This is a genomic window from Candidatus Polarisedimenticolia bacterium, assembly GCA_035764505.1.
Classification (GTDB): Bacteria; Acidobacteriota; Polarisedimenticolia; order Gp22-AA2; family AA152; genus AA152.
The window spans coordinates 1-18729 of the sequence record DASTZC010000269.1 but is presented as its reverse complement, the minus strand read 5'-3'; the positions used below and the strand labels follow the sequence as shown (position 1 = coordinate 18729).

The 18729-nt window shown below is 65.5% G+C and carries 16 protein-coding genes; 4 read left to right on the top strand and 12 right to left on the bottom strand.

Annotation, left to right across the window (positions count from 1 at the left end; translation table 11 throughout):
- The first annotated feature begins 146 nt into the window (after nucleotides 1–146).
- Nucleotides 147–5384: a sigma 54-interacting transcriptional regulator gene (locus VFW45_17380; protein HEU5182562.1), complete on the top strand. Its 5238-nt coding sequence runs from the start codon at nucleotides 147–149 to the stop codon at nucleotides 5382–5384.
- Here VFW45_17380 and VFW45_17375 read toward each other — a convergent pair.
- The 11 genes from VFW45_17375 to VFW45_17325 all read right to left on the bottom strand — a co-directional run bounded on the left by VFW45_17375 (nucleotide 5374) and on the right by VFW45_17325 (nucleotide 15834).
- The gene (locus VFW45_17375) at nucleotides 5374–6423 is read right to left on the bottom strand and encodes a radical SAM/SPASM domain-containing protein (GenBank protein HEU5182561.1); all 1050 of its coding nucleotides are present in this window, start codon (nucleotides 6421–6423) and stop codon (nucleotides 5374–5376) included. The genes VFW45_17380 and VFW45_17375 overlap by 11 nt on opposite strands.
- On the bottom strand, nucleotides 6420–7526 hold the full coding sequence (locus VFW45_17370; protein HEU5182560.1) for a glycosyltransferase: 1107 nt from the start codon (nucleotides 7524–7526) through the stop codon (nucleotides 6420–6422). The genes VFW45_17375 and VFW45_17370 overlap by 4 nt, the downstream gene beginning before the upstream one ends.
- The gene (locus tag VFW45_17365) at nucleotides 7523–8293 is read right to left on the bottom strand and encodes a glycosyltransferase family 2 protein (protein ID HEU5182559.1); all 771 of its coding nucleotides are present in this window, start codon (nucleotides 8291–8293) and stop codon (nucleotides 7523–7525) included. Before VFW45_17365 ends, VFW45_17370 begins: the two co-directional genes overlap by 4 nt.
- Nucleotides 8290–9081 carry an outer membrane protein assembly factor BamD gene (gene bamD / locus VFW45_17360; protein HEU5182558.1) on the bottom strand — a complete coding sequence of 264 codons (792 nt, stop codon included), beginning with the start codon at nucleotides 9079–9081 and terminating at the stop codon, nucleotides 8290–8292. Before bamD ends, VFW45_17365 begins: the two co-directional genes overlap by 4 nt.
- Entirely contained in the window at nucleotides 9069–9470 is a 402-nt protein-coding gene (locus VFW45_17355; GenBank protein HEU5182557.1) for a thioesterase family protein, read from the bottom strand. The genes bamD and VFW45_17355 overlap by 13 nt, the downstream gene beginning before the upstream one ends.
- Nucleotides 9471–10148 (bottom strand): ribulose-phosphate 3-epimerase, encoded by a 678-nt coding sequence (gene rpe, locus VFW45_17350; GenBank protein ID HEU5182556.1) that lies wholly within the window; start codon nucleotides 10146–10148, stop codon nucleotides 9471–9473.
- Entirely contained in the window at nucleotides 10141–10857 is a 717-nt protein-coding gene (locus VFW45_17345) for a PASTA domain-containing protein (GenBank protein ID HEU5182555.1), read from the bottom strand. Before VFW45_17345 ends, rpe begins: the two co-directional genes overlap by 8 nt.
- A gap of 141 nt (nucleotides 10858–10998) precedes the next feature.
- On the bottom strand, nucleotides 10999–12282 hold the full coding sequence (gene rsmB / locus VFW45_17340) for a 16S rRNA (cytosine(967)-C(5))-methyltransferase RsmB (GenBank protein HEU5182554.1): 1284 nt from the start codon (nucleotides 12280–12282) through the stop codon (nucleotides 10999–11001).
- A 40-nt stretch (nucleotides 12283–12322) separates the two neighbouring features.
- Nucleotides 12323–13282 (bottom strand): methionyl-tRNA formyltransferase, encoded by a 960-nt coding sequence (fmt, locus tag VFW45_17335; GenBank protein ID HEU5182553.1) that lies wholly within the window; start codon nucleotides 13280–13282, stop codon nucleotides 12323–12325.
- Nucleotides 13279–13803 (bottom strand): peptide deformylase, encoded by a 525-nt coding sequence (gene def, locus VFW45_17330; GenBank protein HEU5182552.1) that lies wholly within the window; start codon nucleotides 13801–13803, stop codon nucleotides 13279–13281. Before def ends, fmt begins: the two co-directional genes overlap by 4 nt.
- Nucleotides 13804–13908: 105 nt before the next feature.
- The gene (locus VFW45_17325) at nucleotides 13909–15834 is read right to left on the bottom strand and encodes a DUF6600 domain-containing protein (GenBank protein HEU5182551.1); all 1926 of its coding nucleotides are present in this window, start codon (nucleotides 15832–15834) and stop codon (nucleotides 13909–13911) included.
- Nucleotides 15835–16082: 248 nt separating this feature from the next.
- On the opposite strand from VFW45_17325, the gene VFW45_17320 reads away from it, so the two are divergent.
- On the top strand, nucleotides 16083–16583 hold the full coding sequence (locus VFW45_17320; protein HEU5182550.1) for a hypothetical protein: 501 nt from the start codon (nucleotides 16083–16085) through the stop codon (nucleotides 16581–16583).
- Here VFW45_17320 and VFW45_17315 read toward each other — a convergent pair.
- The gene (locus tag VFW45_17315; protein HEU5182549.1) at nucleotides 16555–17148 is read right to left on the bottom strand and encodes a hypothetical protein; all 594 of its coding nucleotides are present in this window, start codon (nucleotides 17146–17148) and stop codon (nucleotides 16555–16557) included. The genes VFW45_17320 and VFW45_17315 overlap by 29 nt on opposite strands.
- A 305-nt stretch (nucleotides 17149–17453) precedes the next feature.
- Here VFW45_17315 and VFW45_17310 point away from each other — a divergent pair, with 305 nt between their 5' ends.
- Both VFW45_17310 and VFW45_17305 read left to right on the top strand, forming a co-directional pair.
- The gene (locus VFW45_17310) at nucleotides 17454–18128 is read left to right on the top strand and encodes a protein-L-isoaspartate(D-aspartate) O-methyltransferase (GenBank protein ID HEU5182548.1); all 675 of its coding nucleotides are present in this window, start codon (nucleotides 17454–17456) and stop codon (nucleotides 18126–18128) included.
- 15 nt (nucleotides 18129–18143) lie between these two features.
- A partial coding sequence (locus VFW45_17305; GenBank protein ID HEU5182547.1) for an aminoacyl--tRNA ligase-related protein occupies nucleotides 18144–18729 on the top strand: 586 nt, incomplete at its 3' end.

The window sequence follows — 18729 nt, the reverse complement described above, 5'->3', positions numbered from 1 at the left end:
TCTGGCTTCGTTTTAGCCCTCCCCCCCGAAGCTGTCAAGGCCCCCCGCAGCTCCCGCGCCACCAATTTTTCTGACCGTCTCACTGCTCGGTCGTAGAACCGATTGTCATAGAAGCATTTGGTGGCCTGTCCGTCTCAAGAAACTGCTTGATCCGGCTCATCGTTCGTCGTACACTTCGAAAGGAATTCATCCATCTCAACGCCAGGAAGTCGGGAGAAGGGACTCTGCCTGAGGCAGGAGATCTCCTCAACCATCGCTACCGGATCCTCCGCCCGCTTGGGGAGGGCGGCATGGGCCAGGTCTACCTCTGCGAGGACATCCTGGACGGGGGAAGGCAGGTGGCCCTCAAGCGCCTGCGCCGGACGCTGACCGGCGAGGGCGGCGAGGAGCGCCTCAAGCAGGAGTTTCGCGCCATGGTACGCCTGCGCCACCCCAACCTGGCGCGGGTCTACGACTACGGGGTGCTCGACGAAGGAGGCGAGCCCTTCCTGACGCTGGAGTATCTGGACGGAAAAGACCTCGCCGCGCTGGAGCCGGCCGAGATCAGACCACACCTCGGAGAGCTGGTGGCCCAGCTCTGCCGCGCACTCGATTACATCCACGCACGGGGCATCCTCCATAACGACATCAAGCCGCAGAATATCTTCCTGCTGCCCCTGCCTGAAGCTGCGGCAGGCCGTCCTTTTCAGGTCAAGCTGATGGATTTCGGACTGGCTCGTTTCCTGGATCAGGATGAGCCGTCCCGACCCGGAGGCACGCTCCACTACGCGCCCCCCGAGGCGCTCGCCGGCGGCCGGCTGGACCCGCGCTCCGATCTCTATTCCCTCGGCATGGTCCTCTACCGGCTCGCCACCGGATCGCTCCCCTTCACGCAGCGCGACCCTGTCGCGCTGATCCGGGCGCAGCGCGAAGCGATTCCCCCTTCGCCGCGCAGCCTCGATCCGACCCTGCCTGCGGGCCTGGATCGTCTCATCCTCTGGCTGCTGGAAAAGAACCCGGAAGATCGGCCGCGCGACGCCGCTGCCCTCTTGCGCGCCTTGAACGAGGCGCTCGGGACCCGGCACGTGCTGGAAACCCGCGAGACGCGCGACAGCTACCTGACTTCGGCGGCGCTGGTCGGACGGGATCGCGAGATGCAGGCGCTGCGCGCCGCCCTGCTCCGCCTTACCGCGACGCCGGCAGAGGAAGAAGATTCCCCCTTACCACGCCTCATCCTGATCGGCGGCGAGAGCGGCGTCGGCAAGAGCCGCCTGCTGCGGGAGTTCCGCACCCAGAGCCAGACCGAGGGAGTGCTGTTCCTGTCGGGCTCCTGCTTCGAGAGCGGCGCGAGCGTCTACCAGCCTTTCGTCGAAGCTTTCCGGTTTCTCTCGCCGGCCTTGAGCGATTCGTCCGGGAAATCCGACGCCGACTCGCGCGCAATTCTCGCCCCCCTGTTTCCCGATCTGCAGTCCGGCTCGTCTTCCACCGGGATTCTTTCGGCCCGCGAGGCGAAGTCCCGTTTGTTCGAGGCGATCGAGCGGCTGCTGCGCGAGGTCTGTCTCAAGCGCCCGTTCGTCCTGGCGCTGGAGGACCTGCACTGGGCCGATGAGCTCACCATCGAGCTGTTGCGCGCCTTGCGGGAGCGCGCTCCGGGCGCTCCTTACCTGATCATCGGAACCTATCGTGACGACGAGCTGGAGGGGAAACCCATCGCGTCGCTGGTGCGCGACGTCTCGGCCGGAGCGCGCCAGAGCGTCGTGCGGCTGCAGCGTCTGGATGTGGCGGAGATCGGCAGCCTGATCCAGTCGATGATGTCCCTGCAGGAGGATCCCGCCGATCTGGCCCTCATCCTGCAGCGGCAGACGGCGGGCAATCCGCTGTTTATCGAGGAGATCCTCAAGGCGCTGGCCGAGGAGAACGCCGTCACCCGGCGCGACGGAGAGTGGGACGTCGACCTGGCCCACCTCGATCGCCTGGAAGTGCCGCGCAGCATCAACGAGACCCTGACGCGCCGGCTGGCGCGCCTGAGCGAAGCACAGCGAGGGCTGGTGCGAGTCCTGTCGGTATTCAACCGGCCGGTCGCTCGCGTCCTGCTGGCCCGCGCGGGCGGCTGGGAAGCCGACCGGCTGAGCGCCGAAATCCCTCCTCTGCTGCATCGCGGCATCCTGCGGCGCACCCACGAAGGGGGCGAGGAGAAGCTGGGATTCGCCCACTCGCGGGCGCGCGACCTCATCTACCGCAGCCTGGGCGCCGAGCGCCTGCGCCTGCATCTGGCGGCGGGGAGCCTGCTCGAGGAGCAGGCACGAGCCGGCGCGGAGGAGATGCTCGAGGAGATCGCCTACCACTTCATCCAGGCAGGTTCGAAGCCGCAGGCGCTCGAGTATGCCGAGAAAGCGGGAGACAAGTGCGCCCGGTTGTTCGCGTTCACGGCGGCGCTGCAGTTCTATCGCAAGGCGCTGGAGCTGCTGCCGCGCAAGGAAACGCGTCGGCGGATGACCCTGTTCGCGCGGCTGGCCAGGCTGCATGCCGGAGCTTCGGATTTCCCGGAGATGAGCGACTTCTCGGAACGCGCCCTGCGGCTTGCGCGCAGTCTCGAGGATCGCAAGGAGGAGGGACAGATCCTGGCGACGATGGCGCACGGCCATCTCCTTCAGGGCCATCTGGATCAGGCGGTGCGCGGCGCGCGGTCCGCATTGGCGCTGCTCGAGCCTCTGGGAGATCAGCTGGGAATCGGACGCGCCAAGAACTTCCTGGGGACCGCTTACGGCCGCATGGGCCAGCTGGAGGAGGCGGTCCCCTATTTCACCCAGGCTCTGGAGCACCTGGAGGCGGCCGGGGACGCCTGGCAGGTGGTCACCGTCAAGACCAACCTGGGCACGGTGCAGAGCTCTTTGAATCGCCCGGAAGTGTCGCTGCAGCTTTACGGCGAGGCGCTTGAAGCCTGGCGAAAGCTGGGCGATCGCCGGGGAGTCGCCATGACCCTTGGGAACATGGCCCAGGCCCTCAAGGACCTGGGACGGCTGGAGGAAGCCGGCGAACGCGCCGAGGAATCGGCGGCCCTCTACCGGTCCACGCCGGATCGGGCCACCTTGGCCGTGGTCCTCAGCTCGCTGGCCGAGATCGAGCTGGCGCGCTGCCGCTACGATCGGACGGCTCGCCTGGCGGAGGAGGCGCTCGAGATTCGCAAGCAGATCGGCGACACGTCGCTGCAGCCCTTGTCGCTCGACCTGCTGGGAACCGCGCGGCGGCGATTGGGCGATTCGGCGGGGGCATGGGAAGCCCACCAGGAAGGGCTGCGGATCGCGCGGGAAGGCTCGCACGATCTCCAGGAGGGTTTTCTCCTGCTCGCGCTGGCGCGCGACGCCCTGGAGGAGGGAAAGCACCGCGAAGCGCTCTCCGGCGGGGAGAAGGCCCTGGTCCTGGCGCGCCGACTGAAGAACCGGCGATTGCAGCTGGGATCCCTGGAGGCGTTGCTGGATGCCCTTCTGGGAACCGGGTCGCTCCGCGAAGCCTCTACCCGGGCACACGAGATGGAGGATCTGCTGGGCGGCAACAGCAGCGTCGAGGAGCGCCTGCGGTGCAGCGCGGCGGAGGGGCGTTGCCGTCTTGCCGAAGGACGGCTGGACGAGGCCTCCGTGTGCCTGGAAAAGGCGATCGGCCTGGCGCAGAACCTGGCGCGGCGCGACCAGGAAGCCGATCTCCGGATCGCGCAATCGGAATGGATGGAAAAATCGGCCAGGCCGGAGCGTCGGGCGGCGCTGCTGCGGGAGGTGGAGCGCCTGCATCGCGAGATCGCGTCCCGGCTGGAGGACTCGTCCGCCCGACGGCGCTACCTGGCCACGGGTTCCCGCCAGCAGGTCAGGGAGCGTCTGGCCTCCCTGGAAGGCGGAGAGGATCGTCCGATGGGGACCGCGACGCGTCGGGTGCCCCCGGTGAAGATGCTGGCGACCCTCTACGAGATCACGCAGATCGTCAGCACCCTGAAGGATCTCACCGAGCTGCTGAGCCGCGTCCTCGACCTGGCGATTCAAATCGTCGGCGCCGAGCGAGGTCTCATCTTCCTGCGCGAGGGGGAGGCCGGCGAGCTCAAGGTGCGGGTCGCCAGGAACCTGGACCAGGAGACGATTCGGGACGCCGGAGAGTACAGCCGCCGCATCCTCGAGGAGGCGGCCGAAGGAAAGCCAATCGTCACCCTGGATGCCGGCTCCGACCGGCGCTTCGAGCGCTTCGACAGCGTTAGCCTCTACAACATCCGCTCGCTGGTCTGCGTGCCCCTGCGGATCCGCGAGCGCATCCTGGGGACCGTCTATCTCGACAGCCGCCGTGGGGACGTCCTGTTCGGCGAGGAGGACCTCGAGTTCCTCGAGGCGTTCGCCAACCAGGCCGCCGTGGCGATCGAGAACGCCCGGCTGGTCGAGGCTCTCCGCCAGGAGAACCTCTACCTCAAGCAGACGGTGCAGAACCGCTTCTCCTTCCGCAACATCATCGGATCCAGCCCGGCGCTGATCGCCGCGTTGGAGCGGGTGGAGAAGGTGGCGGATACCGCGCTCCCGGTGATCATCCAGGGAGAGAGCGGCACCGGCAAGGAGCTGATCGCGCGCGCCATCCATTTCAACTCGCGCCGCAAGGACCGGCGGTTTTTGACCGAGAACGTCGCCGCGCTGCCGGAGAGCCTCCTGGAAAGCGAGCTGTTCGGACATGTCCGCGGCGCCTTCACCGGCGCCGAACAGGACAAGCCGGGCCTGTTCGAGCTGGCCGACGGTGGCACGCTCTTCCTGGACGAGCTGGGGGAGATGAGCCTGCCGCTGCAGAGCAAGCTGCTGCGGGCCATCCAGGAAGGAGAAATCCGTCCCGTGGGGAGCGGCGCGCCGCGCAAGGTGGACGTGCGTATCGTGGCGGCCACCAACCGCGACCTCAAGGCGATGGTGGCCGAGCGAAGATTCCGCGAGGACCTGTTCTACCGGCTCAACGTCGTCACCGTGACGCTGCCACCGCTGAGGCAGCGTAAGGAAGATCTGCCGCTGCTCATCGACCATTTCCTGGAGAAGATTGCGGCCGAGAAAGGGACCCGCCCCTTGCGGATCGATCCGCACGTCCTCTCGGTGCTCTCACGGCATCCCTGGCCGGGCAACATCCGGGAGCTGGAGAACACGCTGGCGCGCCTCGCCCTGTTCGCCGAGGGCCCCTCGCTGACGCTCTCGGATCTCGCGCGGGATCCGGAGCTGCTGGATCGGGTGGCGGACCTGCCGGGCGGAAAGAAGGCGCCGGAGTCGGCCCTCAGCCGCGGCGAGCTGCGCCGGGCGCTGAAAGCCGCCGCGGGAAACCGCTCTCAGGCGGCGGCGCTGCTGGGAATCTCGCGAGCGACGCTGTTCCGCAAGATGCGCTCGCTGCGCGTCAAGGAGTAGCCCGAGTGGCCGGGGTGGCCGTCGGGAGCGACGGTCTCGTGGCAAACGGCGTGGGACCGCTTGCCTTGACCGCGATTTCCTTCTCGCGATCCACCTTGCAGACGCTGCACAGGGAAATCTCGCCGATGCGGTCCGAGAGGAACTTCCTCCGGATGGAGGTGGCCATCTCGCCGTTCCACACCTCGTACAGGCTCTTCTCCCGCACGTTGCCCAGGATGACCTTCGCATCGTAATCGGTGCAGCACAGGACCAGGTCGCCGTTGAACTTGATGTAGGCCTGCTTGAGCAGCCGCGTGCAGTCGCTGAAATAGTCCATCTGCTCGTGGTGCGCCATCTCCTCGGCGTCCGTGATGTTCCCGCCGCGATTCTCCAGCATGGTGTAGCGCGCGTTCACGCCGCGCCCGCGCCAGTATTCCACGGCCTTCTTCGCGTCGATCAGCTCCGTGTCGACCATCGTGATCCAGAGGGCCGGCCGGGTGGCCTGCCGCCGGCGCAGCGCCTCGATCAGGCGGTCCACGTTGGCCATCGTCCGGTCGAAGCGCAGCCCGCCGCGCATCGTCTTCTCGTAGGCGTCGGGATCGATTCCCTGCACCGAGATTGCCAGCTCGTGCAGGCCGTCGCCCAGATCCACGATGCGGCCCACGACCTCCTCGGTCAGCAGCGAGCCGTTGCTCGTGAGAATCACCTTGGCGCGTGGATTGACGCGGTTGATGTAGCGGATGCGCTCGAAGATCTCGCGATCCACGAAAGGCTCGTTCATCAGGTAAGGGCTGATGCGGCGGACGCGGTAGCCGACGGTCTCATCGATGATCTTGCGGAACAGATCCCAGTCCATCTTCCCCTTGGGCTGGCTGTCGGCGGTGGCGCCGTAGGGGCAGAAGACGCAGTCGGCGTTGCAGCCGGTCTGCGTCTGGATCTGGATGTTGCGGGGAAAGCGCGGCACCGGCCGCCGGGTCAGGCGCTTGCGCCAGCGGCCGAGGAAGCCGTCCTCGGGCAAGATCATGTAATAGCGGTTGATCTTGGGATTGCGGTGTTTCACAGGCCCGTGCTTCCCAGAACCTCGCGGTAGGCCGATTCGGTCGCCAGTACCATCCGATCGACGCCAAACTCCCGGGCCCGCTGGCGTCCACGACGCCCGAATTCTAAGCATAGCTCCCGGTCGGAGGCAAGCATGTCGACTGCGGCGGCCAGCGCCGCCGGGTCTCCCGGGGGAACCAGCAGCGCTTCCACCCCGTCGCGCGAGACTTCCTCGACGCCGGAGATGCGCGAGGCCACCACCGGTACGCTGCACGCCATCGCCTCCTTCAGCGCAGCCGGCGATCCTTCTCCCGAAAGGGACGGAAAGACGAAAAGATCGAGCCCCGGCAGGATTTCTTCGACTCTCTCGAGGAACCCGACGAAGCGGAACGAGTCCTGCAGGTTCAGCCGCCGGACCGCTTCCTTGAGAGCGGCTTCGCATTCCCCCGTCCCCGCCACCAGGTATCGGCAGCGCGCCCGCGACGCCGCGCGCGCGGCTGCTTCGATCAGAACGCGATGCCCCTTGTGCGAGGCGAGGTGTCCCACCGTCCCGATGACGAAGTCCGTGGAGGAGAATCCGAGCTCGCTGCGGATCTCGCCGCGGCTGCGCAGGGTGCGGAAGCGATCGAGATCGATGGCACTGTGGACCACTCGGAGGCATGATGCGGGGATGCCGGCCCGGACGAGAAGATCGCGAATGCCTCCCGACACCGCGAGGACGCGGTCCACCCGATGGGTGTACTTGAAGCGGGCCACTGGATTGCGGGAGAGCGGAAAGGAGACGCGGCGGCTGGCAACGGCCGGCCGACGGCCCGCGAGGTACGAGGCGATAGTGCCTAGAGTGATGGCGTGGGAGGTGTGGTAGTGCAGGAGATCGGGCCGGAAGCGCTTCCAGTCGCGCGCCAGGCGCCATGCCCCGGCCGGATCGAGCTCGCCCCGCGCTACCAGAGGCACGGTCTCCAGCCCTGCTTCGCGCCCCAGCGCCTCGAGACGCGAGCCCGCCGGTGCGGCCAGCAGGGAGACATGTCCCCTCTCCGAGAGTCCTCTGGCCAGGAGCAGCGTCTGGACCTCGCCTCCCCGCCATCCCTTTTCGGTGTTGACGTGAAGGACTCTCAGAGGTTTCACGTTCCCGGCTTTTCCTTTGCCCGGACCTCCATCTCCCAGAGCTTGGCGTATTTCAGGAAGACGCTGAAGGCGCCGAGCATGGCCAGCACCAGCCCGTGGATGCCGTCCAGGAACCCGGCGCGCGCCACGTACATCTTCAAGAACCTCTGGACGGGTCTGAGGCCGATCGAGACCCAGCCGGCGCGCTTTCCCTCTTTCCAGAGCTGGCTGGCGCCCCAGTCGGAGTAGAGCTGGATCTTGCGCCAGTACTGCCCGAAGCCGCGGAAGGAGTAGTGCAGCAGCGGATGCTGCAGCGTCGGAAGGGGTCCGGGAAGCTCGATCTCGGCGTGCACCTCCTTCGTCTGGTAGCGTGCCCGGTCCCGCCGGAAGAGGCGGATCACCTTGTCCGTTTCCCAGCCGCCGTGCCTCATCCGCTTCCCGAGGAAATGGTTGGACCGACGAATCCAGTAGCCGTCGTGCTCGGGCGCGCTGTCCAGCAGCGAGCGTATTTCTTCCTGCAGTGCCGGAGTGACCCGCTCGTCGGCGTCCACCAGGAGCACCCAGGGGTGCTGCGCCTGGGGAATCGCCCAGTTCTTCTGAGCCGCGGAATTGACATACTCGTGGGTGAGGATGCGGGCCCCCGCCTCGCGGGCGATGTCGAGGGTGCGGTCGCTGCTGAACGAATCGACCACGAAGATCTCGTCCGCCCAGCCGACCGATTCCAGGCATTCCCCCAGCACCTGCTCCTCGTTGAAGGTGGGAATCAGCGCGGTGACCTTCTCGCTCATCCCTTCTCCAGCTCCTTGAGCCGGGCCTGGGCTTCGCGGGCGTATTTGCCGTCGGGATACTCCGCAACCAGGCGCGACAGGTAGAGCCGGGCCTCATCGGGGTTGGCGGTGGCCACCAGGCAGTCCGCGAGAAGGTAGAGGGTCTCCTCGGTGCCGGGATACTGCGGATACTTGTCGAGGATCACCCGGAAGCGATCGGCGGCGCCGGGGAAGTCCTTGCGCCGATAGTAGAATCTGCCGATCACGAACTCGTGGGCGGCGAGGTTTTCGCGGCAGGCGAGGATCTGGTCGCGCGCTTTCGCGACGTAGGGGCTGTCGGGATAGAGCCGCTCGACTTTCTCGAACTCGTCGATGGCCTTGTGCGTGAGCGATTGGTCCCGATCGGGAGCCAGCACCTGGCCGTACAGCGACATGCCCACTTGAAACTGTGCGTAGGCGGCCTCCTCGCGCTGCCCGTAATAGGTGAGGAAGTTGCGGTAGGCGTTGAGCGCCTCTCCCAGGCTGAGGATTCCTCCCTCCAGGTAGAAGGCGTCCGCCAGCTTCAGCTGCACGCGGGGAAGGAGCTCCCGGTCGTCCTGCGGAATCCTCGCCTGCAGCGACTGCAGCATTGTGCGCGCCGCATAGTACTTCTTCTTCTCCATCTTCTGCAGGGCCATCTGATAGACCTGATCGACCGGCTCGGTGAGTCCCGGATTCTTGTGATGGCAGCCCAGCGTGACGGCCAGGAGCACCAGCAGGGTCGCTCGACGGAGGTGTACGCCCGGGCGTTCGCGAATCAAGGAGCGCACAGAATGTCGCGGTAGGAGTCCGGAAGCCGGATGACCTCGCCGGCCCGGTTGACGGTGGCGTGTACGGTCTTGGCTTCCGCCAGGAGCGGACCGAACCCCGGACGGTGGAGAAGATAATCAAAGGAAACGCGCGAAGCGGACACCTGCTCGAGGACGGTCTCGACCTCGAGGACCTCGTCGTAGCGCGCCGGCGACCGGTAGCGGCACGAGGCCATCACCACCGGCATGAAGACTCCCTGCGCCTCCATCTCCTCGTAGGTGCAGCCCAGTTCCCGGAGCAGCTCGGTGCGCCCGATTTCGAACCAGATGAAGAAGTTCGCATGATGGACCACGCCCATGCGGTCCACCTCCGGATACCGAACCCTCACGCTGGTGACGCCGCGCTTCAACTACGAGTCCCCACGCATCCGCCGAACGAGATCGCGGGTGTTCTCCTCAGGGTTCCCCTTTCCGAATACCGAGTTGCCGGCGACGAGCATGGTGGCCCCCGCGCGCACCAGCTCGCGCGCGTTCTCCGGCCCGACGCCCCCGTCCACCTCGATGTCGAGAGCGAGGCCTTTTTCGGCAATCATGCGCGCGAGCGCCGTCACCTTCCCCACCACCGAAGGGATGAACGCCTGCCCGCCGAAGCCGGGGTTGACCGACATGAGCAGGACGAAATCGAGCTGGTCCAGGATCTCCTGCAGCGACCCCAGCGGGGTCGCGGGGTTCACCACCACCCCCGGACGGGCCCCAAGCTCCCGGATGCGCGACACGGTTCGGTGCAGATGAGGCACCACTTCGACATGCACCGAAATCAGGTCGGCGCCGGCGTCGCGGAAAGCCTCGAGATAGCGGTCCGGCTCCTCGATCATCAGATGCACGTCCAGCGGTAGCGAGCTCACCTTGTCCACCGATTTCACCACCGCCGGGCCCATCGTCAGGTTCGGGACGAAATGCCCGTCCATCACGTCGAGATGGAGCGCACCGGCGCCCCCCTTCTCGACCGCACGGATGGCCTCGGCCAGATGGGCGAAATCGGCTGACAGAAGCGATGGGCAGAGCAAACTCTGCCTCGAGTTACCCATGGTCTTCCTCATCGGAGACGATCAGGCTGATCGATTCCCCTTCTTGCAAGGGGTAGCCCGCGACCGGGACTTGCTCGAGAACGATTCCTGCGGGGGTGCCGTCGCCGCGGGGCTCGCGCCGCACGTTGGTGACCCGCAAGCCAGCCTGGTCGAGAACGCGGGTGGCTAATGCCATATCCATTCCTTCCAGGTGCGGCATGACCCAGGTCCGGGCGCGGCTTCCCCGGCTCACCAGCAGATCGACATGTCCATCACGGCCGCTCTGAGTTCCGGGTGGAGGCTCCTGGGCCAGCACCTTGTCAGCCTCGGCGGCGTCGCTGGCTACATAAGCGATCTCGCCGACACGCAGGCCCGATTGCTGCAGCCCAATCTGTGCCCGGCGAGCCGGTTGTCCGACGAGCTGCGGAATGAGCAGCACCTCCTGGCCGAGGCTAATCAGAACGTGAACTTTGCGATTCTTCTTCAGCCGTGCTCCTTCCGGGGGATCCTGGGAAATGATCTGCCCGGCCGGCACGACGGAATCGACACGCTCGCCGCTGCGATCCAGGATGAGTCCCTTTTCCCGGAGCCGCCCGGTCGCTTCCTCCACCGCGATCCCCAGCAGCGACGGAACTTTCACTTCCCCGCCCCGGACGGCCTTGCGCATCGACAGGTAGCCGCTGAGCAGCGCGACGCCCACGATCGCGACCCCGATGAGGCTCCATTGCACGACGCTCGCGGCAACCGCGCGAACCCTGCGTCCCGGCACCGGCCCAGGTACCATCATTTAAGTAATTGAAAACTCATCAGTAACGTCGACGGATCGAGGGCGGCATGCTAGCACAGGGGAAAAGTCGATTCAACATAACCGCTATGAAGCCTTGCGCCGCAACAGAGCCGCGAAGAAACCATCCGTCCTGTGGCGGTGGGGCAGGAAGCAGACACTGTCCCCCTCTCCGAGGGCGTCCGACGCCAAAATCGGAAGGAAAGGAAGCAGCGAAACCGTCTCGAACTCCGGGTGGGCCTCGACGAACCAATCGATCTGCTCCTCCCCTTCTTCGGGCTCGAGGCTGCAGACCGAATAGAGGAGGACGCCTCCGGGAGCCACCGCCGCGGCAGTACTTTGGAGCAGGTTGCGCTGGCGTGCGACCAGCGAGACCAGGTCGCCGGGATCGAGGCGCCAGCGGATCTCGGGATGACGGCCCATGACGCCGGTTCCCGTGCAGGGCGCATCGAGGATAACCGCGTCGAAAGCGGACGAGAAAGGAGGCCGTCTTTCCATGTCCGCCGCCAGAGGAAAGACGTTGTCGATCTTCAGGCGCGCGCGATTATGGAGCAGCCGTCGCAACCGCGGCACGGCCCGATCCACGGCGATTACCTTTCCGCCAGCTCCCGTCCGGCTCGCAAGGATGAAGGATTTGCCGCCGGGCGCCGCGCATGCATCGAGAATCGTCATACCCGCCTGCACCGGCATCAGGAGCGCGATGGCCTGTGAGCCTTCATCCTGGAGGTAGCCTTTCCCCTCGCTGAAGCAGCGTGAGGTCGCTGGGTTCCCTTTCACGACATGCAGACAGTGGGGAATCCGTTCCGATTCCCGGGTCTCGATCCCTTCTTCGCGAAGCTCCCTTGCCAGCTCCTCGGCCGTGCCGAGGGCCGGATTCACCCAGAGCGAAACGGGAGACGGCCGTGACATGGACCGGAGGAGATCATGGGTCTCGTCCTGACCCCAGCGGTCCAGCCAGCGCGCGACGATCCATTCCGGGACGGAGAACTGCAGCGCCAGGGCCGCTGCGTCGAGGCCCTGGTCCGGCATCGCCCGAAGCCGATCTCGCCCATTGACCGCCTTTCTCAGCACCGCATTCACGAATCCCGCTCCCCGCGTGCCCGAGGTCGAGCGGGCGAGCTTCACCGACTCGTTTACCGCCGCCGAGGGGGGAATGCGATCCAGGTGGAGGATCTGGTACAAGCCGATGCGCAAGGGGCCCAGGAGATGCCCGTCGATTCTTTCGAGGGCGACCCCCGACAGGTCCTCGAGCGCCGCGTCCAGGGTGGCGAGGTTCCGCAGCGTGCCGCTCACCAGCTCCTTGGCCAGCCGGCGGTCCCTTTCATCGCAAAGCGCCGCGCCACGCTCGAGGAGCTCCTGGTTTGCCCGCATCTTCGGGTCTCCCAGGCGTTCGAGGATTTCGCAGGCAACCTCACGCGGGCCCTTCATCCTGCCACGCTTCACCGTCGTCAAAACGATCTCCCGATGCAATCAACCGCCCCCTGAGTAGCTCTTCGCCACTCACGCGGCGGCGCCCTTCGAGCTGGACCTCCAGCAGCTCGAGGACGCTGGACTCCCCGCAGGCCACTTGCAACGTGCCACCGCCGGCGATCACGATGCCGGGCTCTACTCCGCCGGAGGGGGGTGCGGTCCGCGCTCTCCAGATCTTGAGGATTCGTCCGCGATGACGGGTGAAGGCACCGGGGCGGGGGTTGTAGGCGCGAACCTGCCTCGCGATCCCGGCGGCCGGAAGGCTCCAGAGTATGCGCCCGGAGCTCACCGCGATCTTGGGAGCATAGGTCTGCCGGTCCACAATCTGAGAGCGCGGGGTCAGCTCTCCGGCGGAGAGCTTCTCCAGGGTCTCGAGCACCAATCCGGCGCCCGTTACGGCGAGCCTCGCCTCCAGCTCACCGGCAGACTCTTCTTCCCCTATGGGCGTCGCCTTCTGGAGCAGAAGGGGGCCTGTGTCGATACCTTCGTTCATCAGCAGGGTCGTCACTCCGGTGACCGTTTCGCCGCGGAGAATCGCATGGGCCACGGGTGAAGCGCCGCGGTATTTCGGCAGAAGGGACCCGTGAAGGTTGATGCAGCCGAGCGGAGGCAGGCGCAGGAGCGCCGCGGGAAGAATGAGCCCGTACGAGACGACGACGGCCGCCCGCATCTCCAGGCGCGAGAGCCTCTCGAGAGCCGCATCGTCCAGAACCTGGGGCTGGAAGATCGGGAGCCCTTTCGACAGCGCAAGGCGCTTGGCCGGACCAGGCTGGAGCTGTCGCCCGCGGCCGGCGGGCCGGTCGGGCTGGCAGAGAACCAGCGCCACCTCGTGTCCGGCATCGCAAAGGGAGTCGAGCGTGGGAACAGCGAAATCGGAGGTTCCGAGGAATGCCAGTCTCACCCGACCTCGCCCCACTCCCCGTCGCGAATCAGCTTTTGAATCTTCTTGCGCACCAGGCGGCGCTTCAGCGGGCTGAGCCGATCCAGGAAAAGTATCCCGTCCAGATGATCGATCTCATGAAGCAGGGCCCTGGCCATCAGCCCCTCCCCCACGACACGAAACCTGCTCCCTTCGAGGTTCAGGGCCTCGACCTCGGCACGCAGGGGACGTCCTACCTGCTCCGTGATTCCCGGAAGACTCAGGCATCCCTCCTCGTCGATCTGGTGGCCTTCCACGGAAACGACTTTGGGATTTACGAGGATTACGAGGGCGGCAGGATCCTTTCCGACGGACAAGTCGACCATGGCGACGCGCAGGGTGACGCCCACCTGATTGGCGGCCAGTCCCACACCCGGAGCCTCGTGCATGGTCTCGATCATATCGGCCGCCAGGGCGCGGATCTCGGAGGTGATGGATGCCACCTCCTCGGCGCGCGTGCTCAGGACGGGATCCGGGTACTTGATGATGGGTCGGAGGGGCATGGGGGGTGGAGTTCTCCCTTAAAAGGCCGCGGCCCCCGGGGATCCATTTTTCCCCGAGGGCCGCTTGGAACCTAGCATGCGATTTCCGGCGCTGTCAAGAAAGGATCAGGGCTTGTCCTTCTTCCGGGATTCATCCTGTTTCTTCCCGGCCGGGGGGGCATCGCGCCGGCCTTGAGGAGACCCTCCCGGCCTGCCTTCCACCGGTCGCGCGGCCTGGCCCGGAACCGGCTTTCGGATGGTCTCGCCCCCTGTACTGCGCCGGCCGCCTTCCCCAGGGGGGACGCCGGAGCGGCCACGATCGGGCCCCTGGGGGGTGGCGCGCGCCTCCTGCGGCGGCTGACCAGCATTATCCCTCAGGATCTTGTCGAGCACCCTGCGCGAAGGATCGTCGGAGCTCGAGCGCACCCGCGGCGGAGGCAGATTCCTCGTTTCACGCTGCCGCTCCAGCGTGGTAGCCGGAGCCGGGCCTGTCGGAGGTGCGGTCCTGCGCGGTTTGAAAGTTTCCACCGAACGTGGAGACCGGTTGTTCTGCTCGGACTCCCCTGCCGGACCACGTGTCGAAACGCCCGCGCGTGCAGGCTGTTTTCCGGCATTGTCGGGCTTGTAGGACCTCATGGTCCCGGCGTTATCAGGCTTGAAGGACCTGGCATCGGGCTGCCTCGAGAAGGTCCGCTCCCTGCGGTCCGACTGGCGGAAGGAAGTTCCCCCTGCCTGCGGCGACCCCGGCTGAGCGGATTCGAGCGACAGATCTCGGCGCGAGGGATTTTCGCGGACGATACGCTGCACGATCTCGGGGCGGACCTTGGCCTGGCGCGAATCGAAGCGGGGCAGCGACCGTGTCGCAACCGCCCCCTGCAGTTGCGGCACGCGGTCGGCGCGCACGATGTCCCGGCTGAGATTGCGCTCGCCCCAGTGGTTGAGGGGAAGGAAGTTCCACCCGCCTCCATAGTGGTTCACCGTCACATTGGTGTAGTTGTAGCGCACGTAAGCCGGACGATTGTAGTAATCCAGCGGACACCATCCCACGTAGGCCGGTGTCACCGCCCAACTGACCCAGGCTCCGGAATAGACCGCCCCCGGTATCCAGACCCATCCAGCGCTGGTCACCCAGCTCCAGCGCCCGTAGTGATAAGGGAGCCAGCCCCAGGGCTCGTAGGAAACCCAGGTCCAGCCGCCAGGGCGCCAGCACCAGTAGCCGCTGTAGTAAGGCCTCCAGCCGACCTGGATCGCCGCCGGACGCCAGACCCACCCATAGGTCGATACGAACTGCCAGTCTCCGTAGTAATCGAGCTCGGAGACATAATGTCGAACCGGACGGGGAACCTGGGCGACATACTCGCGCTCTTCCTGATCCTCGGAATCGGTGAGGTAGCTCGACTCACGCTCCTCGCACCACTCTCCGAAGTTGTCCAGCCTCAGCGTGTTCACCGCCCAGGCATCCTCGGCTCCCGCGCCGCTCTGAACCCGGCTTTGCTGTCCGCTCCGAATGATCGTGGAACCCTGGTCTCCCGCCAGCTCGGCCACGCCGCGATAGGAGGTAGCGGTGGTGACGCCATGCGTCGATTCGATGCGGAAACGCCCACGGCTCATCAGATAGACCGATGATTCGGGAGTATCGACACGCATCGCCGACTCGCCCGAGGCGGCCGTTTCAATCCGCGTTTCGATCGTCCCGTTGGTCACTTTCAGGACCGTCCCCTCGGAGCTGGAGGTATCGCTAAGCGCCACGACTTCAAGTACCGTGTCGGAGTCACACCACACCAGGCTGCCGTCGGGGAGCTGCAGCTCTAGAGCTCGATAGGAAATGATCCGGTCTCCCGGATAAACGGGCGCGTTGATGGTGGCGTTCAGTCGATCCCGCTCCAGGTCCCGTTCCAGGGTCGCGTCTCCCTCCAGCGCTCGGATCCGGGCCGGAACTCCGGCCTCGGAATCGTAACCGTCCTGGGAGTCGTCCTGGGCGGCACCAGGCTGAATCACGAGGGCAAAGCCCAGGGCGAGGCAGCCAATCCAACGCTTGATGAGAGGGGTCATGGCTTTGATTCTCCCGATGGCGCCGATTTCAATCGACGCCGGCGGAACCACCCCATGAGCCAGAAGCATGCCAGCCCCGAAGCCATGGATAAGCTGATTGTTTACAGCACGGTCGATGGGATCGAGATAGGAGCACTGCCCGGGAGTGTACCAGAAAATGCGTATCTGTCCCTCGCAGAGTGCGCAGGAATGCTGATTCTTGACCCTGACGGGAGCCTGACATAGAGTCGCGGAAGAGAGTGGAATCTATGAGGAAATTCGTGGATCCGAGGCGGTTGCGCCAGACTTCACCGCTCGTCGTGCTGGCCTTCACCGTCGCATTGATGCAGCCGTGGGGGCTGGCATTCGGCAATTCGAAGAAGGAGGCGCCTCCGAAGGAGGCTCCCAAGGAGGAGAAAAAGTCCCCCAGGCTCCTCCTCAACGGATCGCCGGTCTATGGCTTTGCCCCCATGGAGATACAGCTTGTTGCGACCCTGACGGGTATTGATCCGCTCGATCCGAACTACTGCCACGCGGCAGTCACCTGGGTTCGGGTCGATCCGGGATCGAGCCCCGAGAAAGAAACCCGCCTGACCGAAGCTCCGCGCTGCCTGCACGACGAGAACGAGCTGCATGTCTCCACGACATTCAGCAAGAACTTCGAGATCCTCTACCCCGGCTCCTACCTTTACAGGATTTCGGTCACCGGAAAAGACGGCAGGGAGATCCGCTCCAACTATCTTACGGTGAGGGTCCTGCGGGTTCCCTAGGCTGTCCGGCCGCCGCCGGAGTTCCCGCTTCGTTGAATTTCATTTTCATGAATACCTCGCTCCCGGGGACGGGCGCCACCGAATACAGGCACCAGTCCGACTTGGCGAGCGGATTGGGGACCCAGATCCAGTGAAGGTCCACCGACCAGAGAACGCTGCGCTCGGGACCAAACGATTTTCCGCCGGGCTTGATGGAAAGGACGGACCCGAATGGCTCTCCGAGGAGATAGACGACGGCTTTCTCCGGAAAAACCAGATTGTTGATGGCGATGTAGTCGGGCTTCACCATCGTCCGGAACTGCAGCCTGCCGGCTTCCTTCACCACCCGTGCCACCTTGAAATAGGCCCCTCTCCCGAGGGCGGCGAGCTTCACCATCTCGATGCCGTCGCTGGAGAATTCCACGCTTCCCCCGCGCCGCGCGCTCTCGTACCGGGCCATGCGGGTGACCAGATCGGTCTGCTCCCACTCCGGATGGCAGGCCAGGAAGAAGTCGTCGTAAGTTGGCTGGTGCAGGCTCTGGATTCCTTCCGCATACTTGTAGACGAGCTGCTCCTCCGGAGACACGCGAACCCCGCTGCAACGGCTGGATGTCAGTCCGGCAAGCGCCGCGGTAAGGATCAGGCATTCTGGGACGAGGGAGAAACGGCAGGAAGAAGCGATGCGATCGCCTTGCATGGCCACGGCTCATCTTAGGAGGGGGTCCCGACAGTGTCAATGACAAGTGAAGTGCGTTCACCCCACGCGTTGCACGGCGCGGCCGTTCGGTGTGGCTAGCTCGGAAGCGCGCCGGGCTTCCGTTTGATCAAGTGTGGTTCCGGGCCCTCCGAACGCTTGTGCTAAGATTCCACCATGTTGGAAAGCTCCATTCGATGAACGACAGGAATGGGTCGGCAGGTGTTTCGGAAACAGAGTATGCGCAGCGCCGCCTGGAAATGGTACGGTCGCAGCTCGAGGCGCGCGGCATCAGGGATCCCAGAGTCCTGGGGGCCATGGCCAAAGTTCCAAGGCATCTCTTCCTTCCCCCGGAATTCTCCCATCGGGCTTATGAAGACGCCCCCGTCCCGATCGGGCTGGGACAGACTCTCTCCCAGCCCTTCATCGTGGCGTTCATGACGGAGAAGCTGGAGCTGCGGGGGGACGAGCGGGTGCTGGAGATCGGCACCGGATCGGGCTACCAGACGGCGGTGCTGGCCGAGCTGGTGGAGGGAGTTTACACGGTGGAGGTCCTGGAGACGCTCTCTCTCAAGGCGCGGGTCGTTCTGGACCGCCTTGGGTATCGCAACATCTCTTTTGCCATCGGGGACGGCCGTCTGGGCTGGCGCGAGGAAGCCCCTTTCAACGCCGTGCTCGCCGCCGCCGCCTCCGAAGAGGTTCCCGGCTCGCTGAGACACCAGATCGCCGATGGAGGCAGACTCATCCTTCCGCTCGGGGAAGAGCATCAGGATCTTTGGCTGTTCCGCGCGACGGAGGGGAGCTGGACGTCACGGCGCCTGGTGCCGGTGCGTTTCGTGCCTCTCATCCATGGAAGCGCCCCTTCCAACTAGGAGATCAATCCCCGAATGTCCAATGTGATCACGCCCCGCAGCGAGGATCCCGCCCGCTGGTACACCGACGTGGTCCTCCGGTCCGAGATGGCCGATTACTCTCCCGTCAAGGGATGCATGGTCATCCGGCCTCTCGGCTACTCCATCTGGGAGCAGATTCAAGCCGGCCTCGACGCCCGCTTCAAGGAGACAGGACATCGCAACGCCTACTTTCCGCTGTTCATCCCCGAGAGCTTCCTGCAGCGCGAGAAGGCGCACGTCGAGGGGTTCTCGCCGGAGCTGGCGGTCGTCACCATCGGCGGGGGCAAGGAGCTCGAGGAGAAGCTGGTGGTCCGCCCCACTTCGGAGACCATCATCTACAGCATGTTCGCGAAGTGGATCCGCTCGTACCGAGATCTGCCGCTCCTGCTGAACCAATGGTCGAATGTCGTGCGCTGGGAGATGAGGACCCGCCTCTTCCTGAGGACGACGGAGTTTCTCTGGCAGGAAGGGCATACCGCGCACGCGACCGAGCGCGAAGCCGAGGAAGAAACGCTGAAAATCCTCGACCTCTATCACGATTTCGCGCACGAGAAGATGGCCCTGCCGGTGGTCAAAGGAC

Coding starts and splice junctions, on each gene's coding strand:
- VFW45_17365 (HEU5182559.1), bottom strand. CDS start 8,293: ATGAGCGAGAAGGTCACCGCGCTGATTCCCACCTTCAACGAGGAGCAG.
- VFW45_17320 (HEU5182550.1), top strand. CDS start 16,083: ATGAGGAAATTCGTGGATCCGAGGCGGTTGCGCCAGACTTCACCGCTC.
- def (HEU5182552.1), bottom strand. CDS start 13,803: ATGCCCCTCCGACCCATCATCAAGTACCCGGATCCCGTCCTGAGCACG.
- rpe (HEU5182556.1), bottom strand. CDS start 10,148: ATGGGTAACTCGAGGCAGAGTTTGCTCTGCCCATCGCTTCTGTCAGCC.
- VFW45_17325 (HEU5182551.1), bottom strand. CDS start 15,834: ATGACCCCTCTCATCAAGCGTTGGATTGGCTGCCTCGCCCTGGGCTTT.
- rsmB (HEU5182554.1), bottom strand. CDS start 12,282: ATGCGGGCAAACCAGGAGCTCCTCGAGCGTGGCGCGGCGCTTTGCGAT.
- VFW45_17310 (HEU5182548.1), top strand. CDS start 17,454: ATGAACGACAGGAATGGGTCGGCAGGTGTTTCGGAAACAGAGTATGCG.